Source organism: Pseudomonas hefeiensis, from assembly GCF_030687835.1.
In the GTDB taxonomy this organism is placed as follows: domain Bacteria; phylum Pseudomonadota; class Gammaproteobacteria; order Pseudomonadales; family Pseudomonadaceae; genus Aquipseudomonas; species Aquipseudomonas hefeiensis.
The window spans coordinates 814,430-836,277 of the sequence record NZ_CP117449.1; the positions used below are offsets into that span (position 1 = coordinate 814,430).

Consider the following 21,848-nt stretch of genomic DNA (forward strand, 5'->3'; position numbering starts at 1 on the left):
GACTTTAGGAGGAGTTCGTCGGACAAACGGATGCCGTGCGTGACGATACCGATACAGCGGGTGTGACAGTTTGTGCCAGATGCGAGACAGTCTGTGACTGACAGGTCGCGCCAGCATTGCAAAGGTGGGTGGGCTGGAGGATGCTGGGCCTCACCAGTTGGCCTGCCCAGCAAAGTTGTGGCGAGGGGATTTATCTGTGGCGAGGGGATTTATCCCCGCTGGGCTGCGAAGCAGCCCCCAAAGCAGCCCCCAAGGCAGCCAACTCGATCAATCTGATACACCGCATGCTTAGGTTTCAGGGCTGCTTCGCAGCCCTGCGGGGATAAATCCCCTCGCCACAGGTTAAATGTTAAACAGTTGCTCCAGTGAGGCAGGTCCTTCGGGGAGAATAATAAGAAATGCACAGCAACCACTTGAGTCGCCATGCCCAGCAAGTCCTGACGGTCACCCAGGGCAAGGCCCATTTGCAGGGCCCAGGCAGCGATCCGTCGATTGCCCGCTCCTGGCTGCGCTGCCTTGAGGACTATCACCTCGACCCGGCGCAGAACCTGGCGCCGACGGTGCTTGAGCATGGGCGGGTGCTGGAAAGCCGCGAGCGCCTGCAACAGGTGTTGCACATTGCCGGCACGGAAATGACCAGCCTGCATCAGCAACTCTCCGGCGCCGGCCACGCGGTGCTGCTGACCGACGCTCGCGGCGTGATCCTCAACTGCGTCACCGCCCCCAGCGAGCGCAAGATTTTCGAACGGGCTGGCCTCTGGCTCGGCGCCGACTGGAGCGAAGCCTGCGAAGGCACCAACGGCATTGGCACCTGCCTGGTGGAGCGCCAGGCCCTGACGATTCATCAGGAAGAACACTTTCGTGGCCGCCACACCGGCCTGACCTGCTCGGCCAGCCCGGTTTTCGACCCCCATGGCGAACTGCTCGCGGTGCTTGATGTGTCCTCGGCCCGGCCGGACGTGTCGCGCCAGAGCCAGTTCCACACCATGGCCTTGGTCAACCTCTCGGCAAAAATGATCGAGAGCTGCTATTTCCTGCGCTGCTTCGATAATCAATGGCTGTTGCGCTTTCACTTGCAGGCCGAGTCCGTGGGGTTGTTCAGCGAGGGGTTGCTGGCGTTTGACGGCGAAGGGCGGATCAGCGCGGTCAACCAGAGCGCGCTGAACCTGTTGGGGCATATTCGCGGTGGCTTGCTGGGTCAGCGGGTGGAGGACTTTTTCGATTGTTCACTGGATGAACTGCTCGCGCGGGCCAGTGCCCATGCCAGCGCCAGTTGGCCGTTGCGCACCCGTGACGGGCGGCATTTGTTTGCCGTGCTGCGGGGGCAGCCGCGCAACGTGCCGGTGCCGGTCGTCCCTGCGCTCAAAGCCATCGAGCCTGCCCGGTTGCCGGGCATCTGTCTGGGGGATGCGGCGTTGCAGGAACATTTTCGCAAGGCGCTGCGGGTGTTCGAGCGCGATGTGCCGTTGCTGATCCATGGCGAAACCGGCTCCGGCAAAGAAGCTTTCGCCAAGGCAGTGCATCATGCCAGCCAGCGCGCCGGGAAAAACTTCGTGGCGCTTAACTGCGCAGCCATCCCGGAAAGCCTGATCGAGAGCGAGCTGTTTGGTTATCGCGGCGGCAGCTTCACCGGCGCCCGCAAGGAAGGCATGCGCGGCAAGCTGCAACAGGCCGACGGTGGCACGCTGTTTCTGGATGAAATCGGTGACATGCCCCTGGCCTTGCAGACCCGTTTGCTGCGGGTGCTGGAAGATCGTCAGGTGGTGCCCATCGGCGGCGAGCCCGAAGCAGTCAACGTGCGCATCATCAGCGCCACCCACCGTCAGTTGCTTGATCGGGTGCGCGACGGCAGTTTTCGCGAGGACTTGTACTACCGACTTAACGGCCTGGAAATCCCCTTGCCGGCGTTGCGCGAGCGCAGCGACAAGTCGCAGTTGCTGGATTTTCTGTTGGCCGAAGAGGCGGGCGCCGAAGCGGTGTCCATCGACGAACCGGCGCGCCAGGCGCTGCTGGGGTTCGACTGGCCGGGCAACGTGCGGCAACTGCGCAATGTGCTGCGCACCCTCGCCGCGTTATGTGACGGCGGGCGGATTGGGCTGGAGGATCTGCCAGCGATGATTCGCCAGAGCCCGTCGGTGGTGGTTGAAACGGTGGCGGAACGCCCGCTGGAAGATGCCGAGCGGTTGGCGCTGCTCGATGCCCTGGAACGCCAGCGCTGGCACATGACCCACACCGCCGAGCAACTGGGCATCAGCCGCAACACCCTCTACCGAAAACTGCGCAAGCACGCCATCGCCCGCTGAACCGCGTCGCGACCATTCGCGAGCAAGCCCGCTCCCACATTCTGACCGCATTCTTCCTGAAAGAACTCGGTCAACTGTGGGAGCGAGCCTGCTCGCGATGGCGGCGGCACATTCAGCATCAATGCAAACTGACCCACCGCTATCGCGAGCAGGCTCGCTCCCACAGGGGATTCGCGCTGTCCTGATGGTTGCAGTTCGAAACACAAGGTGCGATTTCCCCCTCCCTACGCTAACCTGCGGCCATGTTTTACGAGGTCGACTATGCACATCCATATTCTCGGTATTTGCGGCACTTTCATGGGTTCGATGGCGGTATTGGCCAAGGAACTGGGCCATCACGTGACCGGTTCCGACGCCAACGTCTACCCGCCGATGAGCACGCAGCTGGAGGCCCAGGGCATTGAATTGACCCAAGGCTACGACCCGGCGCAACTGGACCCGGCGCCGGACCTGGTGGTCATCGGCAACGCCATGTCCCGCGGCAATCCGGCGGTTGAATACGTGCTCAACAAAGGCTTGCCTTACGTGTCCGGTCCGCAATGGCTGGCCGATCATGTGTTGCAGGGCCGTTGGGTCCTGGCCGTGGCCGGCACCCATGGCAAGACCACCACCAGCAGTATGCTCGCCTGGGTGCTGGAGCACGCGGGCATGAGCCCGGGCTTTTTGATCGGCGGCGTGCCGCAGAATTTCTCGGTATCGGCGCGCCTGGGTGGCACACCGTTTTTCGTGATCGAGGCCGACGAATACGACAGCGCGTTCTTCGACAAACGTTCGAAGTTTGTCCACTACCGCCCACGTACCGCGATCCTCAACAACCTTGAGTTCGATCACGCCGACATCTTCCCGGATCTGCCAGCCATCGAGCGGCAATTCCACCATTTGGTGCGCACCATCCCGAGTGAAGGCCTGGTGATCCATCCGACCACCGAGCCGGCCTTGCAGCGCGTCATCGAGATGGGCTGCTGGACCCCGGTACAAACCACCGGTGCCGGCGGGCAGTGGCAAGTGAAGCTGCTCAAGGACGACGGTTCGCAGTTCGAAGTCATGTTCGAAGGCGTGGCCCAAGGTGTGGTCGATTGGGACATGACCGGTCAGCACAACGTCGCCAACGCTCTGGCCACTCTGGCGGCGGCTCGTCATGTCGGCGTGGTGCCGTCCATGGGCATCGCCGCGCTGAGTGCGTTCAAAAGCGTGAAGCGGCGGATGGAAAAGGTCGCTGAAGTGCGCGGCATCACCATCTATGACGACTTCGCCCACCACCCGACGGCCATCGCCACCACCCTCGACGGTTTGCGCAAGCGCATCGGCGATGCACCGCTGATTGCCATCATCGAGCCGCGTTCCAACTCCATGAAACTCGGCGCCCACCGCGACGGCCTGCCGGAAAGCGTGGTGGATGCCGATCAGGTGATCTGGTACGCGCCGGCCAACCTGGGTTGGGACCTGGGCGCCACCGCCGCGTTGTGCACGGTGCCGTCGATTGTCAGCGATTCGCTGGAAGGCATCATCGAGCGCGTGAAGAGCCAGGCCCAGCCCGGTACTCACGTGGTGATCATGAGCAACGGCGGCTTCGGCGGCCTGCACGGCAAACTGGCCGAGGCACTGAAATGAACACTCGCCTGGAGAGCAATGGCCCCGAACGCATCACGCTGGCGATGACCGGTGCTTCCGGCGCCCAGTACGGCTTGCGCCTGCTCGATTGCCTGGTGCGCGAAGACCGCGAGGTGCATTTCCTCATCTCCAAGGCGGCGCAATTGGTGATGGCTACCGAGACCGACGTTACCCTGCCGGCCAAGACCCAGATGATGCAGGCCTTCCTCACCGAATACACCGGTGCGGCGGCGGGGCAGATTCGCGTGTACGGCAAGGAAGACTGGATGTCGCCAGTGGCCTCGGGCTCCGGCGCGCCGGCGGCGATGGTGGTGGTGCCGTGTTCCACCGGCACGCTCTCGGCGATTGCCACCGGTGCCTGCAACAACCTGATCGAACGCGCCGCCGACGTGACGCTCAAGGAGCGCCGCCAGTTGATCCTGGTGCCGCGTGAGGCGCCGTATTCGAGTATTCATCTGGAGCACATGCTCAAGCTGTCGAACATGGGTGTGACGATTCTGCCGGCCTCGCCGGGTTTTTATCACCAGCCACAGACCATCGATGACCTGATCGATTTTGTGGTCGCGCGGATTCTCAATCTGCTGAACATCCCCCAAGACATGCTGCCGCGCTGGGGCGAGTACCATTTGAGCAGTGATGAATAAGCTGCTGATGGTAGTGCTGGCGCTGCAACTGACCGGCTGCGCCACCGCCCGCACCCTGGACGCCGCCAAACCCGGCGCGCCAGTGGTGTATGCCGGGACGCGCCTGGATCTCTACGCCCTTAATGGCGGTTGCTGCGCCATGGACCGTTTTGGTGCGCAAGCCCCGAGCTATCCAGGTCTTGATCTGCCGGGCAGTGCGTTGCTCGACACCCTGTTGTTGCCCTTGTCATTGCTGACGGCACTGGGGGTGGGGTTTCAGGCTACGGGTGGGTTGTAGCACCAACCCTGACTTAAGAAGATCTAACTGTGTCGAGGGGTTTATCTGTGGCGAGGGGATTTATCCCCGCTGGACTGCGAAGCAGTCCCCAAAGACGGGGTTATTGCTCCTGAGCAACGGCATGACACTGGGTTGTGCCAGTTGGGGCCGCTTCGCGGCCCAGCGGGGATAAATCCCCTCGCCACAATGATCGCGCTGTCCCAGGTGTCACTTTATTTGCCCAGCTTACGCAACTCATCCGACTCCACCACCCGCACCCCTTCCTGTTCTTCCAGGGCCAGGCGCCACATGGCTCGGGCCAGTTGGCAGGCTTCGATGCCGTGGTACTTGCCGGGGATCAGCCTCGACAAGGGGCCGGCCAATTGTTCGGCCAACCGCGGTTCGGTGCGTTCGCCCAGTAGCAGGGAAGGGCGGCAAAGGGTCAATTGTGGCCAGTCCTGGGCCTTGAGGGCGGCTTCCATTTCGCCCTTGACCCGGTTGTAGAAGATCGAAGAGGTCGGGTCAGCCCCCAGCGCACTGATCACAATCAGGTGCCTTGCGCCCAGCTCCCGGGCGCGCTTGGCGAAGGCCACTACCAGGTCCAGGTCCACCGCGCGAAACGCCTGTTCCGAACCGGCCTTCTTGATGGTCGTACCAAGGCAGCAAAAAGCGATGTCCACCTGGCCACTGAGGCGGGACAGCAGTTCTGCCGGTTCTCCGACCGGGTTTTCCAGGTGTGGATGCTCGGCCAGCGGCCGGCGTGAAGGCGCCAATACACGTGTGATGGTCGGTTCGTTGAGCAGCCGGTCCAGTAGATGTTCCCCGGTCAGCCCGGTAGCTCCGGCAAGCAAAACATGCTGAGGCGTCAAGTACATAGTGTTTCCCCCTTGATACGATTCAGCTTAGTTGCTCTTTTGGGCCTCGTCGTTCAATGCCGTACTTTGTAATGCTTTGCGCGCTTGTTGCTTGCGCAATAGCTGCCAATGAGAAAGGACGGTCCTGGGCGCCCAGATCTGCGGTTCGGAGGCTTCGAAATTGTCCGCCTGCTCCCGCTCGGCAACGGTGGCCTTGGCGCGCTTGAAGGCTTGCTCAAGGTCGTCGGTCTGGTTCAGTGCCTGGGCGAACAGCGCGTCGCCGAAGTAGGTGAAGTTGGCCTCCTCGGAGCAGCCGAAAGACACCCGGTCGGCGCGCGAAGCGGTCATGATCAAGGTGCGTTCATTTTTGAGCGCCGGGATGAAACCGCCGGAATAACACGCCGAAATCACCACGATCTTGTCGCGATCCTTCAGCGGCGCCAGTACCACGGCCAGTTCATCGGCGGGCAGGTCGGCCAGTTCCATGCGCGGTTGGTCGAGCACCAGTTCGTGTTCGCTGGTGCCGTGGCTGGTCAGGTAGATGAAGATCAGGTCTTCCGGGCCGCTGCGTTCGGCCAAGGTGCTGGCGGCGCGGCGCAGGCTTTCGCGAGTGGCCATGGGCCGGTCACCGAGGTGATCGCGGTGGTTGACCAGGCGGATCTGGCCGAACGCGCCAAAACGGCTGGTGAGCATGTTGGCGACGTAGTCGGACTCGCGCAGGAACACACTCTGCTTGCCGTCGCCGCCCACCGTCAGGCTGTACAGCTCCACCGCGGGCGTCGAGGCCGGAATATTGGCCAGGGCATTTTCCAGCAGGCGCCCCTGGGCCAGGAGGCCGAGTTCGAGCACATCCGGCAACAGTCGGCCGCCAGCGTCACGCACTCGCAGGCCGTTGGCCCAGGTGCCGCTTTGCACGGTGCCATCGGTCAGCGCCAGAGTGCCGCGCCCGTGGTAGGTGTCGTTCTCGAACTGGCCGATATAAAAACTGCCGTCGGGCAGGTTCAGGCGACCCTGGCCGCTAAAGCGCCAGTCATTGAATTGGCCGAGGTAGTGGCTGCCGTCGGCGCCGATCAGTTGGCCCTTGCCGGTGAGCGCGCCTTCCTTGAACTGGCCGATCCAGACATCGCCGTCGGCATTTTCATAGCGACCGCGACCGCTGAGCTGATTGTTCTTGAAACCGCCGATGTAGACATCGCCCTCGGCGCTGTTGAAGGTGCCCTTGCCCTGGAGCTGGCCATCGACGAAATTTCCGGTGAACTGGTTGCCGCTGGCGTCGAAACGCTGGCCTTCACCGTTGGGCTTGCCGTTGACGAACGGCCCCTGATACTGGCTGCCGTCCTCAAGCTCCAGGCGCCCGAAGCCGGAATAGCGGTCGGCCTTGAATTCGCCGCGGTAGATCATCCCGTGTTCTTTGAGCATGCCCTCACCGTCGCGCCGGCCTTGCTTGAAGCCGCCGGTGTAGCTGCTGGTGGGCGTGGTCAGGCTACCCTGGCCGTTGAACAGGCCCTGCTGGAACTCGCCGCGATAGACCTCGCCATTGCTGCCGTGCCATTCCCCGGTGCCGTGCCACTGGCCTTTGTCGAACTGCCCGGCGTACCAACTGCCGTTGGGGTAGTCGACACGTCCCTGGCCTTGCAGCAATCCGTCCACCAGCTCGCCGCGATAGCGTCCGCCGTCGGGCAGGCGCGCGTCGGGTGGCAACAGCGATTCGCCGTCGCCGCAAGCGGTGAGCAGCAGGGTCAGGGCCAAGAGGGCAAATGAGCGCATAACGGGATCCAAGTCATCAGGTCACGAGTATGCCGCAGCTATGCGCGTCAGGAGAAGCGATGCGAAACTGCCGCAGCGGCTTCGCATCCACGAGGGGCTACACGAAGCAGAGCGACAGGGGTTCAGCGATGTAGGCCGGTTTGTCCGAACCCTCGATTTCCAGGGTAGCGGTGGCCTTGAGCAGCCATTGGCCGGGTTTCTTCTCGGTAACGTCCACCAGGTCGACCTTGAGGCGGACCTTGGAGTCGACTTTCACGGGCTGGATGAAACGCACGCTGTCCAGTCCGTAGTTGACGACCATCTTCACGCCTTCGGGCAGGATCAGGATGTCTTCCATCAGCTTGGGCATCAGCGACAGCGACAGGAAACCGTGGGCGATGGTGCTGCCAAACGGTGTCTGCGCGGCCTTGACCGGATCGACGTGGATGAACTGAAAGTCGCCAGTGGCTTCGGCGAACAGGTTAATGCGCTCCTGATCGATGGTAAGCCATTCGGAACGTCCAAGTTCCTTGCCGACATAATCTTTGAGCGCTGCAACGGGAACATAGGGCATTGAGACTCTCCTTGGTTCATCGGTTTTGTCTTTTTTGGAACGGGGATCGGCGTCCCCGGAGAACCACTGTAGATCAACATGACGGGCAGGGAAGGTCATCGACCATGCTTTTTACGAATGCCGACCCATAGCGCGGGCGTGCTTATAATGCGCGCGCATTGTTTGAGTACGTGTTGCAGGGGAGAGATGAAGGATGTTGCTACGGGGCCTGACCTGGCTGGTGCTGTTCCAATTGCTGGGCACCGCCATCAATCATTTGTTCCTGCCGGTGTTGCCGGGGCCGATCATTGGCCTGCTATTGCTGCTGGGCTATCTGGTCATCCGTGGTGAAGTCGGCGAGCCACTGAACCTGGCAGCCGGCAGCCTGCTGCGTTACTTACCGTTGCTGCTGGTGCCGCCAGCGGTCGGGGTGATGGTGTACGCCCGGGCCATTGCCGCCGATTTCTGGGCCATTGTCGGCGCACTGGTGCTGTCGTTGATCCTGTCCATGGCGTTTACCGGCGTGCTGATGCAACGCCTGGCCCGGCGTCACACCCTCGAGTCGGAGGATGGGCAATGATGCTTGATTGGCAGGGCGCCTGGAGCTCGGTGATCCATCATCCGCTGTTCGGTATCGGCATTACCCTGGGCGCCTATCAACTGGTGCTGGCGGCGTTCGAAAAGACCCGTTGGGTGTTCCTGCAGCCGGTGCTGATGTCGATGTTGCTGCTGATCGGTGGTGCTGGTCAGCTGCGGCATCAGCTACGCCGAGTACCGTGAGAGCACGGAAATTCTTAGCATTCTGCTGGGGCCGGCCACCGTCGCGCTGGCGGTGCCCTTGTACTTGAACCTGCGACGGATCCGGCAATTGTTCTGGCCGATTTTTACTACGCTGGTGATAGGCGGGGTGTTCGCCACGGCCTCTGCGGTGGTGTTGGGCTGGGCTTTTGGCGCCGAACACATGATCCTGATGACCATGGCGCCCAAATCGGTGACTTCGCCGATCGCCATGCTGGTGGCCGAGCAGATCGGCGGCGTAGCGGCCATGGCGGCGGTGTTTGTGTTGATCACCGGGGTGCTCGGGGGCGATTCTGGGCCCGAGCATTCTGACGAAGCTGGGTGTCCATAGCCCTGAAGCCCGTGGCATGGCCCTGGGCTTGACCGCTCACGCGGTTGGCACGTCCGTGGCGTTGCAGGAAAGCGAAGAGTCCGGCGCCTTTGCGGCGCTGGCGATGAGTCTGATGGGCGTGGCCACGGCGGTGTTGCTGCCGTTGGTGGTGTCGATGACGGTTTAAGGAACTGCTTATGAGCTTGCCGCTTTTCCCGTTGAACACGGTACTGTTCCCCGGTTGCATCCTCGATTTGCAGATTTTCGAGGCGCGTTACCTCGACATGATCGGTCGCTGCATGAAAATGGGCGAGGGGTTCGGGGTGGTGTGCATCCTTGATGGTGAGGAAGTCGGCATCGCTCCTGACGGATTTGCGCGGGTGGGTTGTGAAGCGCGAATCACCGATTTCTCCCAACAGGACAACGGTCTGCTGGGCATCCGCGTGCAGGGTGGACGACGTTTTATCGTACACCGCAGCAGTGTCCAGGCCGATCAACTGACCGTCGCTGAAGTCGAGTGGCTGGAGGATGAACCGGAACAGCCGCTGCAGGATGAGGATGCTGACCTGGTGGCGCTGCTCAAGGCCCTGGCCGAACATCCGATGGTCGAGGCCCTGAACATGGGCACCGAAGCCACCGGCCAGCAGTCGCTCGCCAATCAACTGGCCTACCTGCTGCCCTTCAATGAGCTGGACAAGCTCGACCTGCTGCAGCTCGATGACCCGCAGCAGCGGCTGGATGCGATCCAGGTCCTGCTCGATGAGTTGCAGGGCGAACTCTTCGCCTGACCCAATTCATATTTCACTGAACAACACTGATCCTTTGTGGGAGCGGGCTTGCTCGCGAAAGCGGTGGGTCATCCGACACAGGTGTTAAATGACCCCCCGCCTTCGCGAGCAAGCCCGCTCCCACATGGATCTCCGGTGTTCATTGGCCCGCCGCTCAATAGGCATACCGCAGCAGCCCATTGGGCAGGTGCCGCAGTGCGAAGAAGCTGAACGCCGCCACCATCGCCGGCAGGATCAACCACCAGATTTTCGGCGGCATGGCCGGCAGCGGGGTCTGGCGCTGGCTCAGCCACAGCACCGCCGCGCAGACGCAGGCGGCGAGCATGGCGCCGGCGACGATGTCGCTCGGCCAATGGGCGCCGAGGTACACCCGCGACAAGGCAATGGCCAACGCCGGCAAACAGCCCAGCAACAGCCAGGTCAGGCGCAGGCGTGGCGGTTGTCCGCGTCCGGCCAGGACGGCCAGGGCCAGGAAAAGGGCAAAGGCGCCGGAGGCATGACCGCTGGGCATGCTGTAGCTGGTCAGCGGCTCGGTCAGGACTTCCGGGCGTACACGGGCGAAAAAGTGCTTGGTGCCGGTATTGGCCAGGGCGGTGAACAGCAGCGTGGCCCCGGCAAAGATTGCCTGGCGCCATTGGCGCGCCAGTAACAGCAGCCCGGTCAGCAAGGCGCTGAAAATCAACATGTAGTGGAATTCGCCGATCAGCGTGAAGGTCACGGCGATTTCATCCAGGGTCGGGCTGCGATGCTCCTGGACCAGAGCCACCAGCCCCTGATCGAACGCTGTGAGATAGCGAAAGCCGATGAACAGCCCGATCAGAATCAACAGGCCCAGGCCTGCAATCAGCGCCGCGGCATGTCGATGGCGCCGCAGGCTGCTGTTGACACTCAACCCGATCATCACCGCGATGCTGCCAATCACGACACCGGCCTGCGGCCAGAAACCTTCGGGCAACGGCAGGCGGATCGCTGCGCCAGTGGCCCAGCCTGGCAACAGATACGCCACGCTCCAGCCGGCGGCGGCCAGCAGACTGACGGCGGCGAAGCGCGGGAAGGGCATGTCGAACATCCCGGCCACCATCGGCAACATTGGCCGTAACGGGCCGATGAAGCGCCCCACCAGCAGGCTGGCGATGCCATAGCGCTGGAAATAGCTTTCCGCCGCGCTCATCCATTCCGGGTGATGCCGCAACCCCGGCAGGCGCCGGATGTTCTGGTGAAAATGCCTGCCCAGGAAATACGACACCAAGTCCCCCAGCAAACCGCCCAGCAGGCCCAGCAGCAATGTCTCGCCCAGCGACAACGCTCCGCTGCCGGCCAGTACCGCGACCGCAAACAACAGCACCGTACCCGGCACGAGCAGCCCGGCGATGGCCAGGCACTCCACACACGCAACGATAAACACCGCCGCCGCCAGCCATTGCGGGTTGGCGGTCAGCCAGCCGGTGATGCTATCGAGCCATGGGCCCATAAAAACAACTCCATTGAATAGTGATGGGCATGCATTTTTTACTGTGGGGAGAGCTTGTGGGAGCAAAGCTTGCTCGCGACGAACGATGACGCGACCTTACTGTCGATCCGTGTCGCCTGCATCGCGGGCAAGCCTTGCTCCCACAAGCCTGCTCCCACAGGGGGATGCGGTATTTCATCAGGGCAACAAAAAATAATCCCGCCCTTCGACCTGTCCGCGACGCAGCGGGTTCCGCGTGCACCAGGGTGCGTAAGCGGCGTCGACGAAGCGGTAGAACAGGTGTTCGTCCCGCCCCAGTGGGATGCCCAGGCGGGTGGTCTGGATCACATTGACCGTCGGCACGCCCACGTCTTCCACCAGCAAGCGCTCGGGGTCGAAGCGTTTGGCGTCCCATTGCGGCACTTTCAGCCCCAGGGCCTTGCACAGCAATGTCTGGCCGGCGCAAAGCTTTTGCGAGGGGCGCGGGCGACCTTGGGCATCGGGATTGTTGAGCAGCATCTGCGCCAGGCTCGCCGGCCCGGAAATAGTGTCGACCCACGGGTACGCCGATTTGATCAGCACCGCATTGCCGGGGCCGTGGGCGCTGAAATTCAGTGAATCGCCACCCCGGGCGTAATACATATAGATGTGGCCGCCATCCAGAAACAAAGCCTTACGTTTTTCCGTGTAGCCCAGCGAAGCGTGGCTGCCCTTTTCGGCGAAGTAATAGGCTTCGGTTTCGATGATCCGTGCGCTGAGCCACAAGTCACCGACCTTGTGGCGGATGACTTTGCCCAGCAGGTCCCGGGCGAGCACCTGGGCATCGCGATCAAAAAAACCGTGGGGAAGGGCGTTTGGCAGTGGCGGCGAATCGGTCATGGCGTGAGACGAAGTGAGGCCAAAGGAAGCGCGATCATAGCAATGGAAAGCTTAATCAGTGCTGAACAGCGACTATTTGCGCAGGTTTTGGTCTTCCGCCGGTCACCACTGTGAGTCCACGCTGTTAGTCGAGGGATACGACAGCTATAATCTGCCGCTTTCCCCTTTGCCAAGACCACACAGACCATGACTGAGTCCGTTCTTGACTACATGACCCGCCTGGGTCGCGCCGCTCGCCAGGCGTCGCGCATCATCGGCCGTGCCAGCACCGCGCAGAAAAACCGCGCCCTGCTGGCCGCCGCCAATGCGCTGGACGCTGCTCGCGCCGAGTTGTCCGCCGCCAATGAGCTGGACCTGGCCGCGGGCCGGGCCAACGGCCTCGAGCCGGCCATGCTCGAACGCCTGGCGCTGACCCCGGCGCGCATCGACGGCATGATCGTCGGTCTGCGCCAGGTCGCGGCGCTGCCGGACCCGGTCGGGGCGATCCGCGACATGAGCTATCGGCCGTCGGGTATCCAGGTCGGGAAGATGCGCGTGCCCCTGGGTGTGGTCGGCATCATCTACGAGTCGCGGCCAAACGTGACCATTGACGCCGCCAGCCTGTGCTTGAAGTCGGGTAACGCGACCATCCTGCGCGGTGGTTCCGAGGCTATTCATTCCAACCGCGCGATTGCCGCCTGCATCCAGCGCGGCCTGGCCGAAGCCGATCTGCCGGCTGCCGTGGTGCAAGTGGTGGAAACCACTGACCGCGCCGCGGTCGGCGCACTGATCACCATGCCCGAGTTCGTCGACGTCATCGTGCCCCGGTGGCGGCAAGGGCCTGATCGAACGGGTCAGCCGCGACGCCCGCGTGCCGGTGATCAAGCACCTGGACGGCATCTGCCACGTTTACGTCAGCGCCCACGCCGAGCTGCCCAAAGCCCAGCGCATTGCCTTCAACGCCAAAGACTTACCGCTATGGCATCTGCGGCGCGATGGAAACCCTGCTGGTGGACCAGGCCGTCGCTCAGGACTTCCTGCCGGCGATGGCCGTCCAGTTCCGCGAAAAAGGCGTCGAGCTGCGCGGTTGCCAGCGCACCCGGGCAATCATCGAGGCGGCAGAGGCCACCGAAGAGGACTGGAACACCGAGTACCTGGCGCCGATCTTGTCGATCCGTGTGGTCGACGGGTTGAACCAGGCCATCGAGCACATCAATCGCCATGGTTCCCACCACACCGACTCCATCGTCAGCGAACACCAGGGCGAAACCCGGCGCTTCGTGGCCGAAGTGGACTCGGCGTCAGTGATGATCAACACTCCGACCTGTTTCGCCGACGGCTTCGAATACGGATTGGGTGCCGAGATCGGCATTTCTACTGATAAGCTGCACGCCCGTGGCCCGGTGGGTCTCGAAGGCTTGACCTGCGAGAAGTACATCGTGGTCGGTGACGGCCAGTTGCGCGGACAGGAGCCGGTCTGACTTGGGCGATCTCGACCCACTGGCCTCTGTGACTACGACCGCTGTGACGGCGACCACCGCGCCAAAGCGCATCGGCATCCTGGGCGGCACGTTCGACCCGGTGCACATCGGCCATTTGCGCGGTGCGCTGGAAGTCGCCGATGCCCTGGCCCTCGATGAGTTACGCCTGACGCCCAGCGCCAGGCCGCCTCACCGGGATACGCCGCAGGTATCGGCTCAAGACCGTCTGGCGATGGTCGAGTGCGCGGTGGCCGGTGTGGCGCCGTTGGTGGTGGACGCCCGCGAATTGCTGCGGGACAAACCGTCCTACACCATGGATACCCTGGAGCTGATGCGCGCCGAACTGGCCGCCGATGCCCAGGTTTTTCTGCTTTTGGGCTGGGACGCATTTTGCGGCCTGCCCACTTGGCATCGCTGGGAAGAGTTGCTCCAGCATTGCCACATCCTGGTGTTGCAACGCCCGGATGCCGACAGCGAGCCGCCGGATGCCTTGCGCAACCTGCTGGCGGCGCGCTCGGTGAGCGACCCGCTGGCCCTGAAAGGGCCGAGCGGACAGATTGCATTCGTCTGGCAGACGCCGCTCGCGGTTTCCGCCACCCAGATCCGTCAACTGCTGGCCAGCGGTAAGTCGGTACGTTTCCTGGTGCCCGACGCGGTCCTGGCCTACATCGATGCGCACGGGCTGTACCGTGCGTCGAACTGAAAAAGGGCGCGCTTCAAGGCACGTGAATGCGTGTAGCGAAGCGCCCGAACATACGAGCAAAACGAGTTTTATATGACTGACAAAGACGTAAGCAAAGTAAAGCGCAAGGGCACGTTCAAGAGCGCCCCGCTTCCCGTAGAAGCTCATACTGGCGTGGTACTGGCCGGCGACGAGCTGGTCAAGGTTGCCGTGGCGGCCCTGGAAGACGTCAAGGCCCAGGACATCCAGGTGATCGACGTTCGCGAGAAGCAGAGCATCACGGACTACATGATCATCGCCACCGGTACCTCCAACCGCCAGATCGGCGCGATGCTGGATAAGGTTCGCGAAGCGGTCAAGGCCCAGGGCGTCAAGCCATTGGGTGAAGAAGGCAAGGGCGACAGCGACTGGGTGTTGCTGGATATGGACGACGTCATCGTGCACATGATGACCGCCTCGGCACGCCAGTTCTATGACCTGGAGCGCCTGTGGGCCGGTGCCGAGCAGAGCCGTTCGGCCAGCGCCGCGCACCACAGCCCGGAAAACACCCATGAGCATTTCACCAAGCTCAACAAAGACCAGCAATAAGGGATCGCTGTGCGACTGCGCCTGATTGCCGTCGGTTCCCGCATGCCCAAGTGGGTGGAAGAAGGCTGGCATGAATATGCCAAGCGTCTTCCTTCCGAGCTGGCTCTGGAACTGGTGGAAATTCCGCTCAATACCCGCGGCAAGAACGCCGATGTGGCGCGCTTTATCCGTCAGGAAGGCGAAGCCATGCTGGCCAAGGTCGGGCCGAACGAGCGGATCGTTACGCTCGAAGTGCACGGCAAACCCTGGAGCACCGAGCAACTGGCGGTCGAACTCGATCGCTGGCGGCTGGACTCGCGCACGGTCAACTTCATGGTCGGTGGCCCGGAAGGGTTGGCGCCGGAGGTTTGTGCCCGGGCCGATCAGCGCTGGTCGTTGTCGCCTTTGACGTTGCCGCACCCGCTGGTGCGGATTCTGATCGGCGAACAGTTGTATCGTGCCTGGACAGTCCTGTCCGGGCACCCTTACCACAAGTAATCCAGCCCTCATGCCTCAGCCGATCCGCATCAAGGACCACGAAAAAGACGCCCGCCTGGTGCGTGGTCGCGTCGTGTTCGGTGCAATTGCGGTCGTGGCGCTGATTGGTGTGCTGATCGCGCGCCTGTATTTCCTCCAGGTGATTCAGTACGAGTACCACTCGACCCTGTCGGAAAACAATCGCGTGCATGTGCAGCCGATTCCGCCGACTCGCGGGTTGATTTTCGACCGCAACGGCGTGGTGGTGGCTGATAACCGGCCCAGCTTCAGCCTGAGCGTGACCCGTGAGCGGTCCGGGGATTGGCAGAAAGTGCTCGACGTGATCGTCGAAGTGCTGCAACTGACACCCGAGGACCGGGCGATTTTCGAGAAGCGCATGCGCCAGGGGCGGCGCCCGTTCGAGCCAGTGCCGATCCTGTTCGAGCTGACCGAAGAGCAGATCGCCCTGATCGCCGTGAACCAGTTCCGCCTGCCGGGCGTTGAGGTGGTGGCGCAGTTGGTGCGTCACTACCCTCAAGGGGCGCATTTTGCCCACTCGGTTGGCTACATGGGACGGATCAACGAAAAAGAGCTCAAGAACCTCGATCCGGTCAATTACAGCGGTACCCACCACATTGGCAAGACCGGCATCGAGCGCTTCTACGAGGCCGAGCTGCACGGCCAGGTGGGTTATGAGGAAGTCGAGACCAACGCCCGTGGCCGCGTGTTGCGGGTGCTTAAGCGCACCGACCCGATCCCCGGCAAGGACATCGTTCTGAGCCTGGACATCAAGTTGCAGGAAGCCGCCGAAGCCGCGTTGGGCGGGCGTCGCGGCGCTGTCGTGGCGCTGGATCCGAACACCGGCGAGGTCCTGGCGATGGTCAGCCAGCCGAGTTTCGACCCGAACCTGTTCGTCACCGGCATCAGTTTCAAGGCCTATGCCGAGTTGCGCGATTCCATCGATCGGCCACTGTTCAACCGCGTGCTGCGCGGCCTCTATCCGCCGGGTTCGACCATCAAGCCGGCCGTGGCGATTGCCGGGCTGGACTCGGGTGTGATCACCGCCTCCAGCCGGGTCTACGACCCCGGCTATTACCAACTGCCGAACTACGACCACAAGTATCGCAACTGGAATCGTAGCGGCGACGGGTACGTGGACCTGGAAACGGCGATCATGCGGTCCAACGACACCTACTTCTATGACCTGGCCCATAAGTTGGGGATCGACCGGCTGGCGTCTTACATGGGCAAATTCGGGCTCGGTCAGAAAGTCTCCCTGGACATGTTCGAAGAGTCGCCGGGCCTGATGCCGTCCCGGGAGTGGAAGCGGACGACCCGACGCCAGCCGTGGTTCCCGGGTGAGACGCTGATCCTGGGAATCGGCCAGGGCTACATGCAGGCGACGCCGCTGCAACTGGCCCAGGCCACAGCCCTGGTGGCGAGCAAAGGCAAGTGGTATCGCCCGCACCTGGCCAAGACCATCGAAGGCCAGAAGCCCGTGGACCCCAACCCGGTGCCGGACATCATCCTGCGTAATCCGTCGGACTGGCAGAAGGTCAATATCGGCATGCAGCAGGTGATGCATGGTGCCCGGGGCACCGCGCGCAAGGCCGCCATCGGTGCGCAATACCGGATTGCCGGCAAGAGCGGTACGGCCCAGGTGGTCGCCATCAAGCAGGGCGAGAAGTACGACCGCTCCAAGGTCCAGGAGCGCCACCGTGACCATGCCTTGTTCGTCGGTTTTGCGCCGGCTGAAAACCCGAAAATCGTTGTGGCGGTGATGGTCGAGAACGGCGAGTCCGGCTCCGGCGTTGCCGCGCCGGTTGTGCGCCAGATCATGGACGCCTGGCTGCTGGATGAACACGGCCAGCTCAAGCCCGAATACGCAAGCCCCACCACTGCGGAGGCTACGGCCCGTGAAGAATAATTTCGACCGGATCCTCTCCAGCGAAGATGTGATGCGTCGTCGCGCCACCCTGCTGCAGCGCATGCACATTGATGGCCCGTTGTTGATCCTGCTGCTGACATTGGCCGCCGGCAGCCTGTTCGTGCTGTATTCGGCCAGCGGCAAGAACTGGGACCTGCTGGCCAAGCAGGCCACTTCGTTTGGCATTGGCCTGGTGTCCATGGTCCTCATCGCTCAACTGGAACCTCGGTTCATGGCACGCTGGGTGCCCCTGGCCTATGTGGGTGGCGTGGTCTTGTTGGTGATCGTGGACATCATGGGCCATAACGCCATGGGGGCGACGCGCTGGATCAACATTCCCGGAGTGATCCGCTTCCAGCCTTCCGAGTTCCTGAAAATCATCATGCCGGCGACCATCGCCTGGTACCTGTCCAAACGCACCTTGCCGCCGCAGCTCAAGCACGTGGGCATCAGTTTGCTGCTGATTGGGGTCCCGTTCATCCTGATCGTGCGCCAGCCGGATCTTGGCACCTCGTTGCTGATTCTGGCCGGCGGCGCCTTCGTGCTGTTTATGGGCGGGTTGCGCTGGCGCTGGATCCTCAGCGTGATCGCAGCCGCCGTGCCGGTGTCCGTGGCCATGTGGTACTTCGTGATGCACGACTACCAGAAGCAGCGGGTCCTGACGTTCCTCGATCCGGAGAGTGATCCGCTGGGCACCGGCTGGAACATCATTCAGTCCAAGGCCGCCATCGGTTCCGGCGGGGTATTCGGCAAAGGGTGGTTGCTGGGTACCCAGTCGCACCTGGACTTTCTGCCGGAAAGCCACACTGACTTCATCATCGCCGTGTTGGGCGAAGAGTTCGGTCTGGTGGGTATTTGCGTGTTGCTGCTGATCTACCTGTTGTTGATCGGCCGTGGTCTGGTGATTACGGCCCAGGCCCAGACATTGTTCGGCAAATTGCTCGCGGGCAGTCTGACCATGACGTTTTTTGTTTATGTTTTCGTCAATATCGGTATGGTCAGTGGCCTGTTGCCGGTCGTGGGGGTGCCGTTGCCATTCATTAGCTACGGAGGAACTTCGCTGGTGACGCTACTGTCAGCGTTTGGGGTTTTGATGTCGATCCATACCCATCGCAAGTGGATCGCGCAGGTTTGAATAAGGTGAAGAGTTCAATGCAAGCAATGCGTGGCTGGTCGACGCGATATGCGCCATGGGTCGGCCTGGTCGGCCTCCTGGGCGGTGCGTCGCACGCCCTGGCCGGCGAATATGAAGGTTCGCCGCAAGTAGCCGAATTCGTTGGTGAGATGACCCGCGACTACGGTTTTGCCGGTGAACAGCTGATGGGCGTGTTCCGCGAGGCTCAGCGCAAGCAGTCGATTCTCGACGCGATCTCCCGGCCTGCCGAGCGGGTCAAGCAGTGGAGCGAGTATCGGCCGATGTTCATCTCCGAAGCCCGCATCGCCCGGGGTGTGGACTTCTGGCGCCAGCACGAGGCCGTGCTGGCTCGCGCCGAGCAGGAGTATGGCGTGCCGGCCCAGGTCATCGTGTCTATTATTGGTGTCGAGACCTTTTTTGGTCGCAATACCGGGAATTTCCGGGTGGTCGATGCGCTGTCGACCCTGGGCTTCGATTATCCGCCGCGCGCCGAGTTCTTCCGCAAGGAGCTGCGCGAGTTCTTGCTGCTGGCTCGCGAGGAACAGGTCGATCCGTTGACCCTCAAGGGTTCCTATGCCGGGGCCATGGGCCTGCCGCAGTTCATGCCCAGCAGTTTCCGCGCCTACGCGGTGGACTTCGACGGGGATGGCCACATTAATATCTGGACCAACCCGACCGACGCCATCGGCAGTGTTGCCAGCTATTTCAAGCGCCACGGCTGGGAGTCTGGCGAGCCGGTGGTCAGCCGTGCAGACGTGCGTGGTGACCAGGTCGACGAGGGCCTGACCACAGGCATCGAGCCGACGAAAACCGTCGGGGAGTTGCGGGCGCTGGGTTGGTCGAGTCATGATGCGCTGCGTGACGACATGCTAGTCACCGCGATTCGCCTGGAAGGCGAACAAGGCCCCGAGTACTGGATGGGCCTGAAGAATTTCTACGCGATTACGCGTTATAACCGCAGTGTGATGTACGCCATGGCCGTGCATCAGCTGTCTGAAGAGCTGGTCAAAGCACGGGGCGTCAAATAATGCGGGCATTGCCTACCTATCAACCCCTGAAAGCCGGACCCCTGAAACTGGTAGCGCTGGCTGCGCTATCGTTGCTGGTTGTCAGTTGCTCCACCAGTCGCCCGCCGGCCCAGAAAAGCTCCACTGCCGTGCGCGCCACACCGGGCCTGGACATCAACCGGGCCCACAAGGACGGCGCGCCGTGGTGGGACGTGGATGTTTCACGCATTCCCGACGCCACGCCAACTCTGCACACCGGCCCCTACAAGGCCAATCCGTACACGGTGCTGGGCAAGACGTATTTCCCGATGGCCGAATCCAAGCGTTACGTCGCTTCGGGCACGGCGTCCTGGTATGGCACCAAGTTCCACGGCCAGAACACCGCCAATGGCGAGGTGTATGACCTGTATGGCATGAGCGCGGCCCACAAGACCTTGCCACTGCCCAGTTATGTGCGGGTGACCAACCTGGACAACAACAAGGCAGTGATCCTGCGGGTCAATGACCGTGGGCCGTTCTATTCCGACCGCATCATCGACTTGTCGTATGCGGCGGCGAAAAAACTTGGTTACGCTGAATCCGGCACCGCGCGGGTCAAGGTAGAAGGCATCGATCCGCAGGAATGGTGGGCAAAACGGGGCCGTCCGGCGCCTTTGATGCTCAACGAGCCGAAAGTGGCGCAAACTGCCGCGCCGACCGTAACGGCTTCCACCGGTACGGTCGAGCAATGGTCCCCACCGCCGCAGCAACACGCCGCGACCGTGGTGCCTGTGCCGATCGACGCAAAAAAAAACGCTTCTGCAACAGCGTCTGGCCAGTATCTGCAAGTCGGCGCGTTCGCCAACCCGGACGCTGCCGAACTGTTGAGATCCAAGCTCAGCTCGATGGTCAGCGCGCCGGTGTTCATCAGCTCCATCGTGCGCAACCAGCAGACACTGCATCGGGTACGCCTGGGACCGATCGGTTCGCCGGATGAAGTCCAGCAGGTGCAGAACAGTGTGCGCTTGGCTAATCTCGGTTCGCCGAGCGTGGTCAGCGCGGAATGATTTGATTGAAGGCCCGCTAGCGGTTGGAGCGGGCCAGGTTGTTGGCTCCATGAATAACAAAAGCCCGGCAAGGGATGTGAGTGAGCAGCTTAAATACGCGGCGACCCGTTAGAAGGTTGCCTGTTTAGTATTGCCTTCGGGCAGTTTCCATTAGCGATTTCGAGAGACGGATGAACATCACCACCTTTGCCAAACGCCTTTGCCTGCTAGTCCCGCTGCTTCTCTCACCTGCTGCGTTCGCGGTCGAGATGATGCCCGCCCCTCCTCAATTGGCCGCCAAATCCTTTGTGCTCATGGATGCCAGCAGCGGCGAGGTCCTGGTGGAGAACAACGGTGACCAGCGCCTGCCTCCGGCCAGCCTGACCAAACTGATGACCGCCTACATCGCCACCCTGGAAATCCGTCGCGGCCAGATCGGTGAAAACGATCCGGTGACCGTCAGCGAAAACGCCTGGCGCACCGGCGGTTCGCGGATGTTCATCAAGGTCGGCTCGCAAGTGACCGTCAGCGACCTGCTGCACGGCATCATCATCCAGTCCGGCAACGACGCCAGCGTCGCCCTGGCCGAGCACATCGCCGGCAGCGAAGATGCGTTCGCCGACATGATGAACAAAACCGCCAGCGACCTGGGTCTGACCAACAGCCACTTCATGAACCCGACCGGCTTGCCGAACCCGGAGCATTACTCCTCGGCTCACGATATGGCGATTCTGGCGCGAGCGATCATTCACGAAGACCCGGCGCACTACGCCATCTACTCCCAGAAGGAATTCTTCTGGAACAACATCAAGCAGCCTAACCGCAACCTGCTGTTGTGGCGCGACAAGACTGTCGATGGCCTGAAGACCGGCCACACCGAAGAGGCCGGCTATTGCATGGTGTCTTCGGCCGTTCGTGACGGTATGCGCCTGATCGCCGTGGTCTTTGGCACCAACAGCGAAGTGTCCCGTGCCGCCGAAACCCAGAAGCTCTTGACCTACGGTTTCCGCTTCTTCGAAACCCAGACCTTCTACCAGAAAGGCACCGAACTGGCTCAGGCCCAGGTGTGGAAAGGCACCACCAATCAGGTGAAGGCCGGCTTGGCCCAAGACCTGACCATGACCCTGCCGAAAGGCCAGCTCAAAAAGCTGGTTGCAACCATGACCATGAATCCGCAGATGATCGCGCCAATCGCCAAGGGCGACGTGATCGGCAAGGTGGAAGTCAAACTGGACGACAAAGTGGTGCACAGTGCCGACCTGATTGCGCTGGACGCGGTCGAGGAAGGTGGTATCTTCCGCCGCATGTGGGATAGCATCCGTCTATTCTTCTACGGCTTGTTCAACTGATTGAAGTGTTGACCTGCATGGCCCCGT

At 62.1% G+C, this 21,848-nt stretch carries 19 protein-coding genes and 2 pseudogenes; 16 read left to right on the forward strand and 5 right to left on the reverse strand.

The annotated features are described in order from the left end of the window. The first annotated feature begins 398 nt into the window (after nt 1–398). The 4 genes from PSH57_RS03450 (at nt 399) to PSH57_RS03465 (ending at nt 4,835) form a co-directional block, all read left to right on the forward strand. Nucleotides 399–2,303: a sigma-54-dependent Fis family transcriptional regulator gene (locus PSH57_RS03450; protein ID WP_305387840.1), complete on the forward strand. Its 1,905-nt coding sequence runs from the start codon at nt 399–401 to the stop codon at nt 2,301–2,303. A 261-nt stretch (nt 2,304–2,564) separates the two neighbouring features. Then, nucleotides 2,565–3,914, forward strand: coding sequence for a UDP-N-acetylmuramate:L-alanyl-gamma-D-glutamyl-meso-diaminopimelate ligase (gene mpl / locus PSH57_RS03455; RefSeq protein WP_076383495.1), 1,350 nt, complete (start codon nt 2,565–2,567; stop codon nt 3,912–3,914). Beyond that, nucleotides 3,911–4,558 carry a flavin prenyltransferase UbiX gene (ubiX, locus tag PSH57_RS03460; RefSeq protein ID WP_305387842.1) on the forward strand — a complete coding sequence of 216 codons (648 nt, stop codon included), beginning with the start codon at nt 3,911–3,913 and terminating at the stop codon, nt 4,556–4,558. Before mpl ends, ubiX begins: the two co-directional genes overlap by 4 nt. Next, the gene (locus tag PSH57_RS03465) at nt 4,551–4,835 is read left to right on the forward strand and encodes a YceK/YidQ family lipoprotein (protein ID WP_305387843.1); all 285 of its coding nucleotides are present in this window, start codon (nt 4,551–4,553) and stop codon (nt 4,833–4,835) included. The genes ubiX and PSH57_RS03465 overlap by 8 nt, the downstream gene beginning before the upstream one ends. 212 nt (nt 4,836–5,047) lie before the next feature. Here the strand turns inward: PSH57_RS03465 and PSH57_RS03470 are convergent, their stop codons facing one another. The 3 genes from PSH57_RS03470 to PSH57_RS03480 all read right to left on the reverse strand — a co-directional run bounded on the left by PSH57_RS03470 (nt 5,048) and on the right by PSH57_RS03480 (nt 7,988). Beyond that, nucleotides 5,048–5,689 carry an oxidoreductase gene (locus PSH57_RS03470; protein WP_305387844.1) on the reverse strand — a complete coding sequence of 214 codons (642 nt, stop codon included), beginning with the start codon at nt 5,687–5,689 and terminating at the stop codon, nt 5,048–5,050. Nucleotides 5,690–5,716: 27 nt separating this feature from the next. Continuing rightward, a complete protein-coding gene (locus PSH57_RS03475) occupies nt 5,717–7,435 on the reverse strand; it encodes a C13 family peptidase (RefSeq protein WP_305387845.1) in 1,719 nt (572 codons plus the stop codon). Between the two features lie 97 nt (nt 7,436–7,532). Then, nucleotides 7,533–7,988: a MaoC family dehydratase gene (locus PSH57_RS03480; RefSeq protein WP_092394624.1), complete on the reverse strand. Its 456-nt coding sequence runs from the start codon at nt 7,986–7,988 to the stop codon at nt 7,533–7,535. A 193-nt stretch (nt 7,989–8,181) separates the two neighbouring features. Between PSH57_RS03480 and PSH57_RS03485 the strand changes: the two genes are divergently transcribed. The 3 genes and pseudogenes from PSH57_RS03485 (at nt 8,182) to PSH57_RS03495 (ending at nt 9,863) form a co-directional block, all read left to right on the forward strand. Continuing rightward, nucleotides 8,182–8,547 carry a CidA/LrgA family protein gene (locus PSH57_RS03485; protein ID WP_305387846.1) on the forward strand — a complete coding sequence of 122 codons (366 nt, stop codon included), beginning with the start codon at nt 8,182–8,184 and terminating at the stop codon, nt 8,545–8,547. Further along, a pseudogene (locus tag PSH57_RS03490) lies at nt 8,544–9,262 on the forward strand (LrgB family protein). Before PSH57_RS03485 ends, PSH57_RS03490 begins: the two are co-directional and overlap by 4 nt. Nucleotides 9,263–9,272: 10 nt before the next feature. Continuing rightward, a complete protein-coding gene (locus tag PSH57_RS03495; RefSeq protein WP_305387850.1) occupies nt 9,273–9,863 on the forward strand; it encodes an LON peptidase substrate-binding domain-containing protein in 591 nt (196 codons plus the stop codon). Between the two features lie 154 nt (nt 9,864–10,017). Here PSH57_RS03495 and PSH57_RS03500 read toward each other — a convergent pair whose 3' ends face one another. Next, the gene (locus PSH57_RS03500; RefSeq protein WP_305387851.1) at nt 10,018–11,334 is read right to left on the reverse strand and encodes a bifunctional DedA family/phosphatase PAP2 family protein; all 1,317 of its coding nucleotides are present in this window, start codon (nt 11,332–11,334) and stop codon (nt 10,018–10,020) included. Nucleotides 11,335–11,511: 177 nt separating this feature from the next. Next, nucleotides 11,512–12,192, reverse strand: coding sequence for a DNA-3-methyladenine glycosylase (locus PSH57_RS03505; protein ID WP_305387853.1), 681 nt, complete (start codon nt 12,190–12,192; stop codon nt 11,512–11,514). Between the two features lie 186 nt (nt 12,193–12,378). Between PSH57_RS03505 and PSH57_RS03510 the strand changes: the two are divergent. From PSH57_RS03510 to PSH57_RS03550, 9 genes and pseudogenes are all read left to right on the forward strand, one after another. After that, nucleotides 12,379–13,652: pseudogene (locus tag PSH57_RS03510) on the forward strand (glutamate-5-semialdehyde dehydrogenase). Between the two features lie 28 nt (nt 13,653–13,680). Then, entirely contained in the window at nt 13,681–14,355 is a 675-nt protein-coding gene (gene nadD / locus PSH57_RS03515; RefSeq protein WP_256231876.1) for a nicotinate-nucleotide adenylyltransferase, read from the forward strand. 72 nt (nt 14,356–14,427) lie between these two features. Next, nucleotides 14,428–14,922: a ribosome silencing factor gene (gene rsfS, locus PSH57_RS03520; protein ID WP_305387856.1), complete on the forward strand. Its 495-nt coding sequence runs from the start codon at nt 14,428–14,430 to the stop codon at nt 14,920–14,922. Nucleotides 14,923–14,931: 9 nt separating this feature from the next. After that, nucleotides 14,932–15,399: a 23S rRNA (pseudouridine(1915)-N(3))-methyltransferase RlmH gene (gene rlmH, locus PSH57_RS03525; protein ID WP_003185785.1), complete on the forward strand. Its 468-nt coding sequence runs from the start codon at nt 14,932–14,934 to the stop codon at nt 15,397–15,399. Between the two features lie 10 nt (nt 15,400–15,409). Then, the gene (gene mrdA, locus PSH57_RS03530) at nt 15,410–17,305 is read left to right on the forward strand and encodes a penicillin-binding protein 2 (protein ID WP_305387857.1); all 1,896 of its coding nucleotides are present in this window, start codon (nt 15,410–15,412) and stop codon (nt 17,303–17,305) included. Between the two features lie 31 nt (nt 17,306–17,336). Further along, nucleotides 17,337–18,440 (forward strand): rod shape-determining protein RodA, encoded by a 1,104-nt coding sequence (gene rodA / locus PSH57_RS03535; protein ID WP_214964344.1) that lies wholly within the window; start codon nt 17,337–17,339, stop codon nt 18,438–18,440. A gap of 17 nt (nt 18,441–18,457) precedes the next feature. Then, complete coding sequence (gene mltB, locus PSH57_RS03540; protein ID WP_305387858.1) at nt 18,458–19,468, forward strand: lytic murein transglycosylase B; 1,011 nt, start codon at nt 18,458–18,460, stop codon at nt 19,466–19,468. Next, a complete protein-coding gene (locus PSH57_RS03545; RefSeq protein WP_305387859.1) occupies nt 19,468–20,493 on the forward strand; it encodes a septal ring lytic transglycosylase RlpA family protein in 1,026 nt (341 codons plus the stop codon). The genes mltB and PSH57_RS03545 overlap by 1 nt, the downstream gene beginning before the upstream one ends. A 170-nt stretch (nt 20,494–20,663) precedes the next feature. After that, entirely contained in the window at nt 20,664–21,821 is a 1,158-nt protein-coding gene (locus tag PSH57_RS03550) for a D-alanyl-D-alanine carboxypeptidase family protein (RefSeq protein ID WP_305387861.1), read from the forward strand. Nucleotides 21,822–21,848: the final 27 nt, after the last annotated feature.

What these genes read in the sequence shown, in the direction of transcription:
- PSH57_RS03450 (WP_305387840.1), top strand. Translation starts at nt 399, where the DNA reads ATGCACAGCAACCACTTGAGTCGCCATGCCCAGCAAGTCCTGACGGTC.
- mpl (WP_076383495.1), top strand. Translation starts at nt 2,565, where the DNA reads ATGCACATCCATATTCTCGGTATTTGCGGCACTTTCATGGGTTCGATG.
- ubiX (WP_305387842.1), top strand. Translation starts at nt 3,911, where the DNA reads ATGAACACTCGCCTGGAGAGCAATGGCCCCGAACGCATCACGCTGGCG.
- PSH57_RS03465 (WP_305387843.1), top strand. Translation starts at nt 4,551, where the DNA reads ATGAATAAGCTGCTGATGGTAGTGCTGGCGCTGCAACTGACCGGCTGC.
- PSH57_RS03470 (WP_305387844.1), bottom strand. Translation starts at nt 5,689, where the DNA reads ATGTACTTGACGCCTCAGCATGTTTTGCTTGCCGGAGCTACCGGGCTG.
- PSH57_RS03475 (WP_305387845.1), bottom strand. Translation starts at nt 7,435, where the DNA reads ATGCGCTCATTTGCCCTCTTGGCCCTGACCCTGCTGCTCACCGCTTGC.
- PSH57_RS03480 (WP_092394624.1), bottom strand. Translation starts at nt 7,988, where the DNA reads ATGCCCTATGTTCCCGTTGCAGCGCTCAAAGATTATGTCGGCAAGGAA.
- PSH57_RS03485 (WP_305387846.1), top strand. Translation starts at nt 8,182, where the DNA reads ATGTTGCTACGGGGCCTGACCTGGCTGGTGCTGTTCCAATTGCTGGGC.
- PSH57_RS03495 (WP_305387850.1), top strand. Translation starts at nt 9,273, where the DNA reads ATGAGCTTGCCGCTTTTCCCGTTGAACACGGTACTGTTCCCCGGTTGC.
- PSH57_RS03500 (WP_305387851.1), bottom strand. Translation starts at nt 11,334, where the DNA reads ATGGGCCCATGGCTCGATAGCATCACCGGCTGGCTGACCGCCAACCCG.
- PSH57_RS03505 (WP_305387853.1), bottom strand. Translation starts at nt 12,192, where the DNA reads ATGACCGATTCGCCGCCACTGCCAAACGCCCTTCCCCACGGTTTTTTT.
- rsfS (WP_305387856.1), top strand. Translation starts at nt 14,428, where the DNA reads ATGACTGACAAAGACGTAAGCAAAGTAAAGCGCAAGGGCACGTTCAAG.
- mrdA (WP_305387857.1), top strand. Translation starts at nt 15,410, where the DNA reads ATGCCTCAGCCGATCCGCATCAAGGACCACGAAAAAGACGCCCGCCTG.
- rodA (WP_214964344.1), top strand. Translation starts at nt 17,337, where the DNA reads ATGCGTCGTCGCGCCACCCTGCTGCAGCGCATGCACATTGATGGCCCG.
- mltB (WP_305387858.1), top strand. Translation starts at nt 18,458, where the DNA reads ATGCAAGCAATGCGTGGCTGGTCGACGCGATATGCGCCATGGGTCGGC.
- PSH57_RS03545 (WP_305387859.1), top strand. Translation starts at nt 19,468, where the DNA reads ATGCGGGCATTGCCTACCTATCAACCCCTGAAAGCCGGACCCCTGAAA.
- PSH57_RS03550 (WP_305387861.1), top strand. Translation starts at nt 20,664, where the DNA reads ATGAACATCACCACCTTTGCCAAACGCCTTTGCCTGCTAGTCCCGCTG.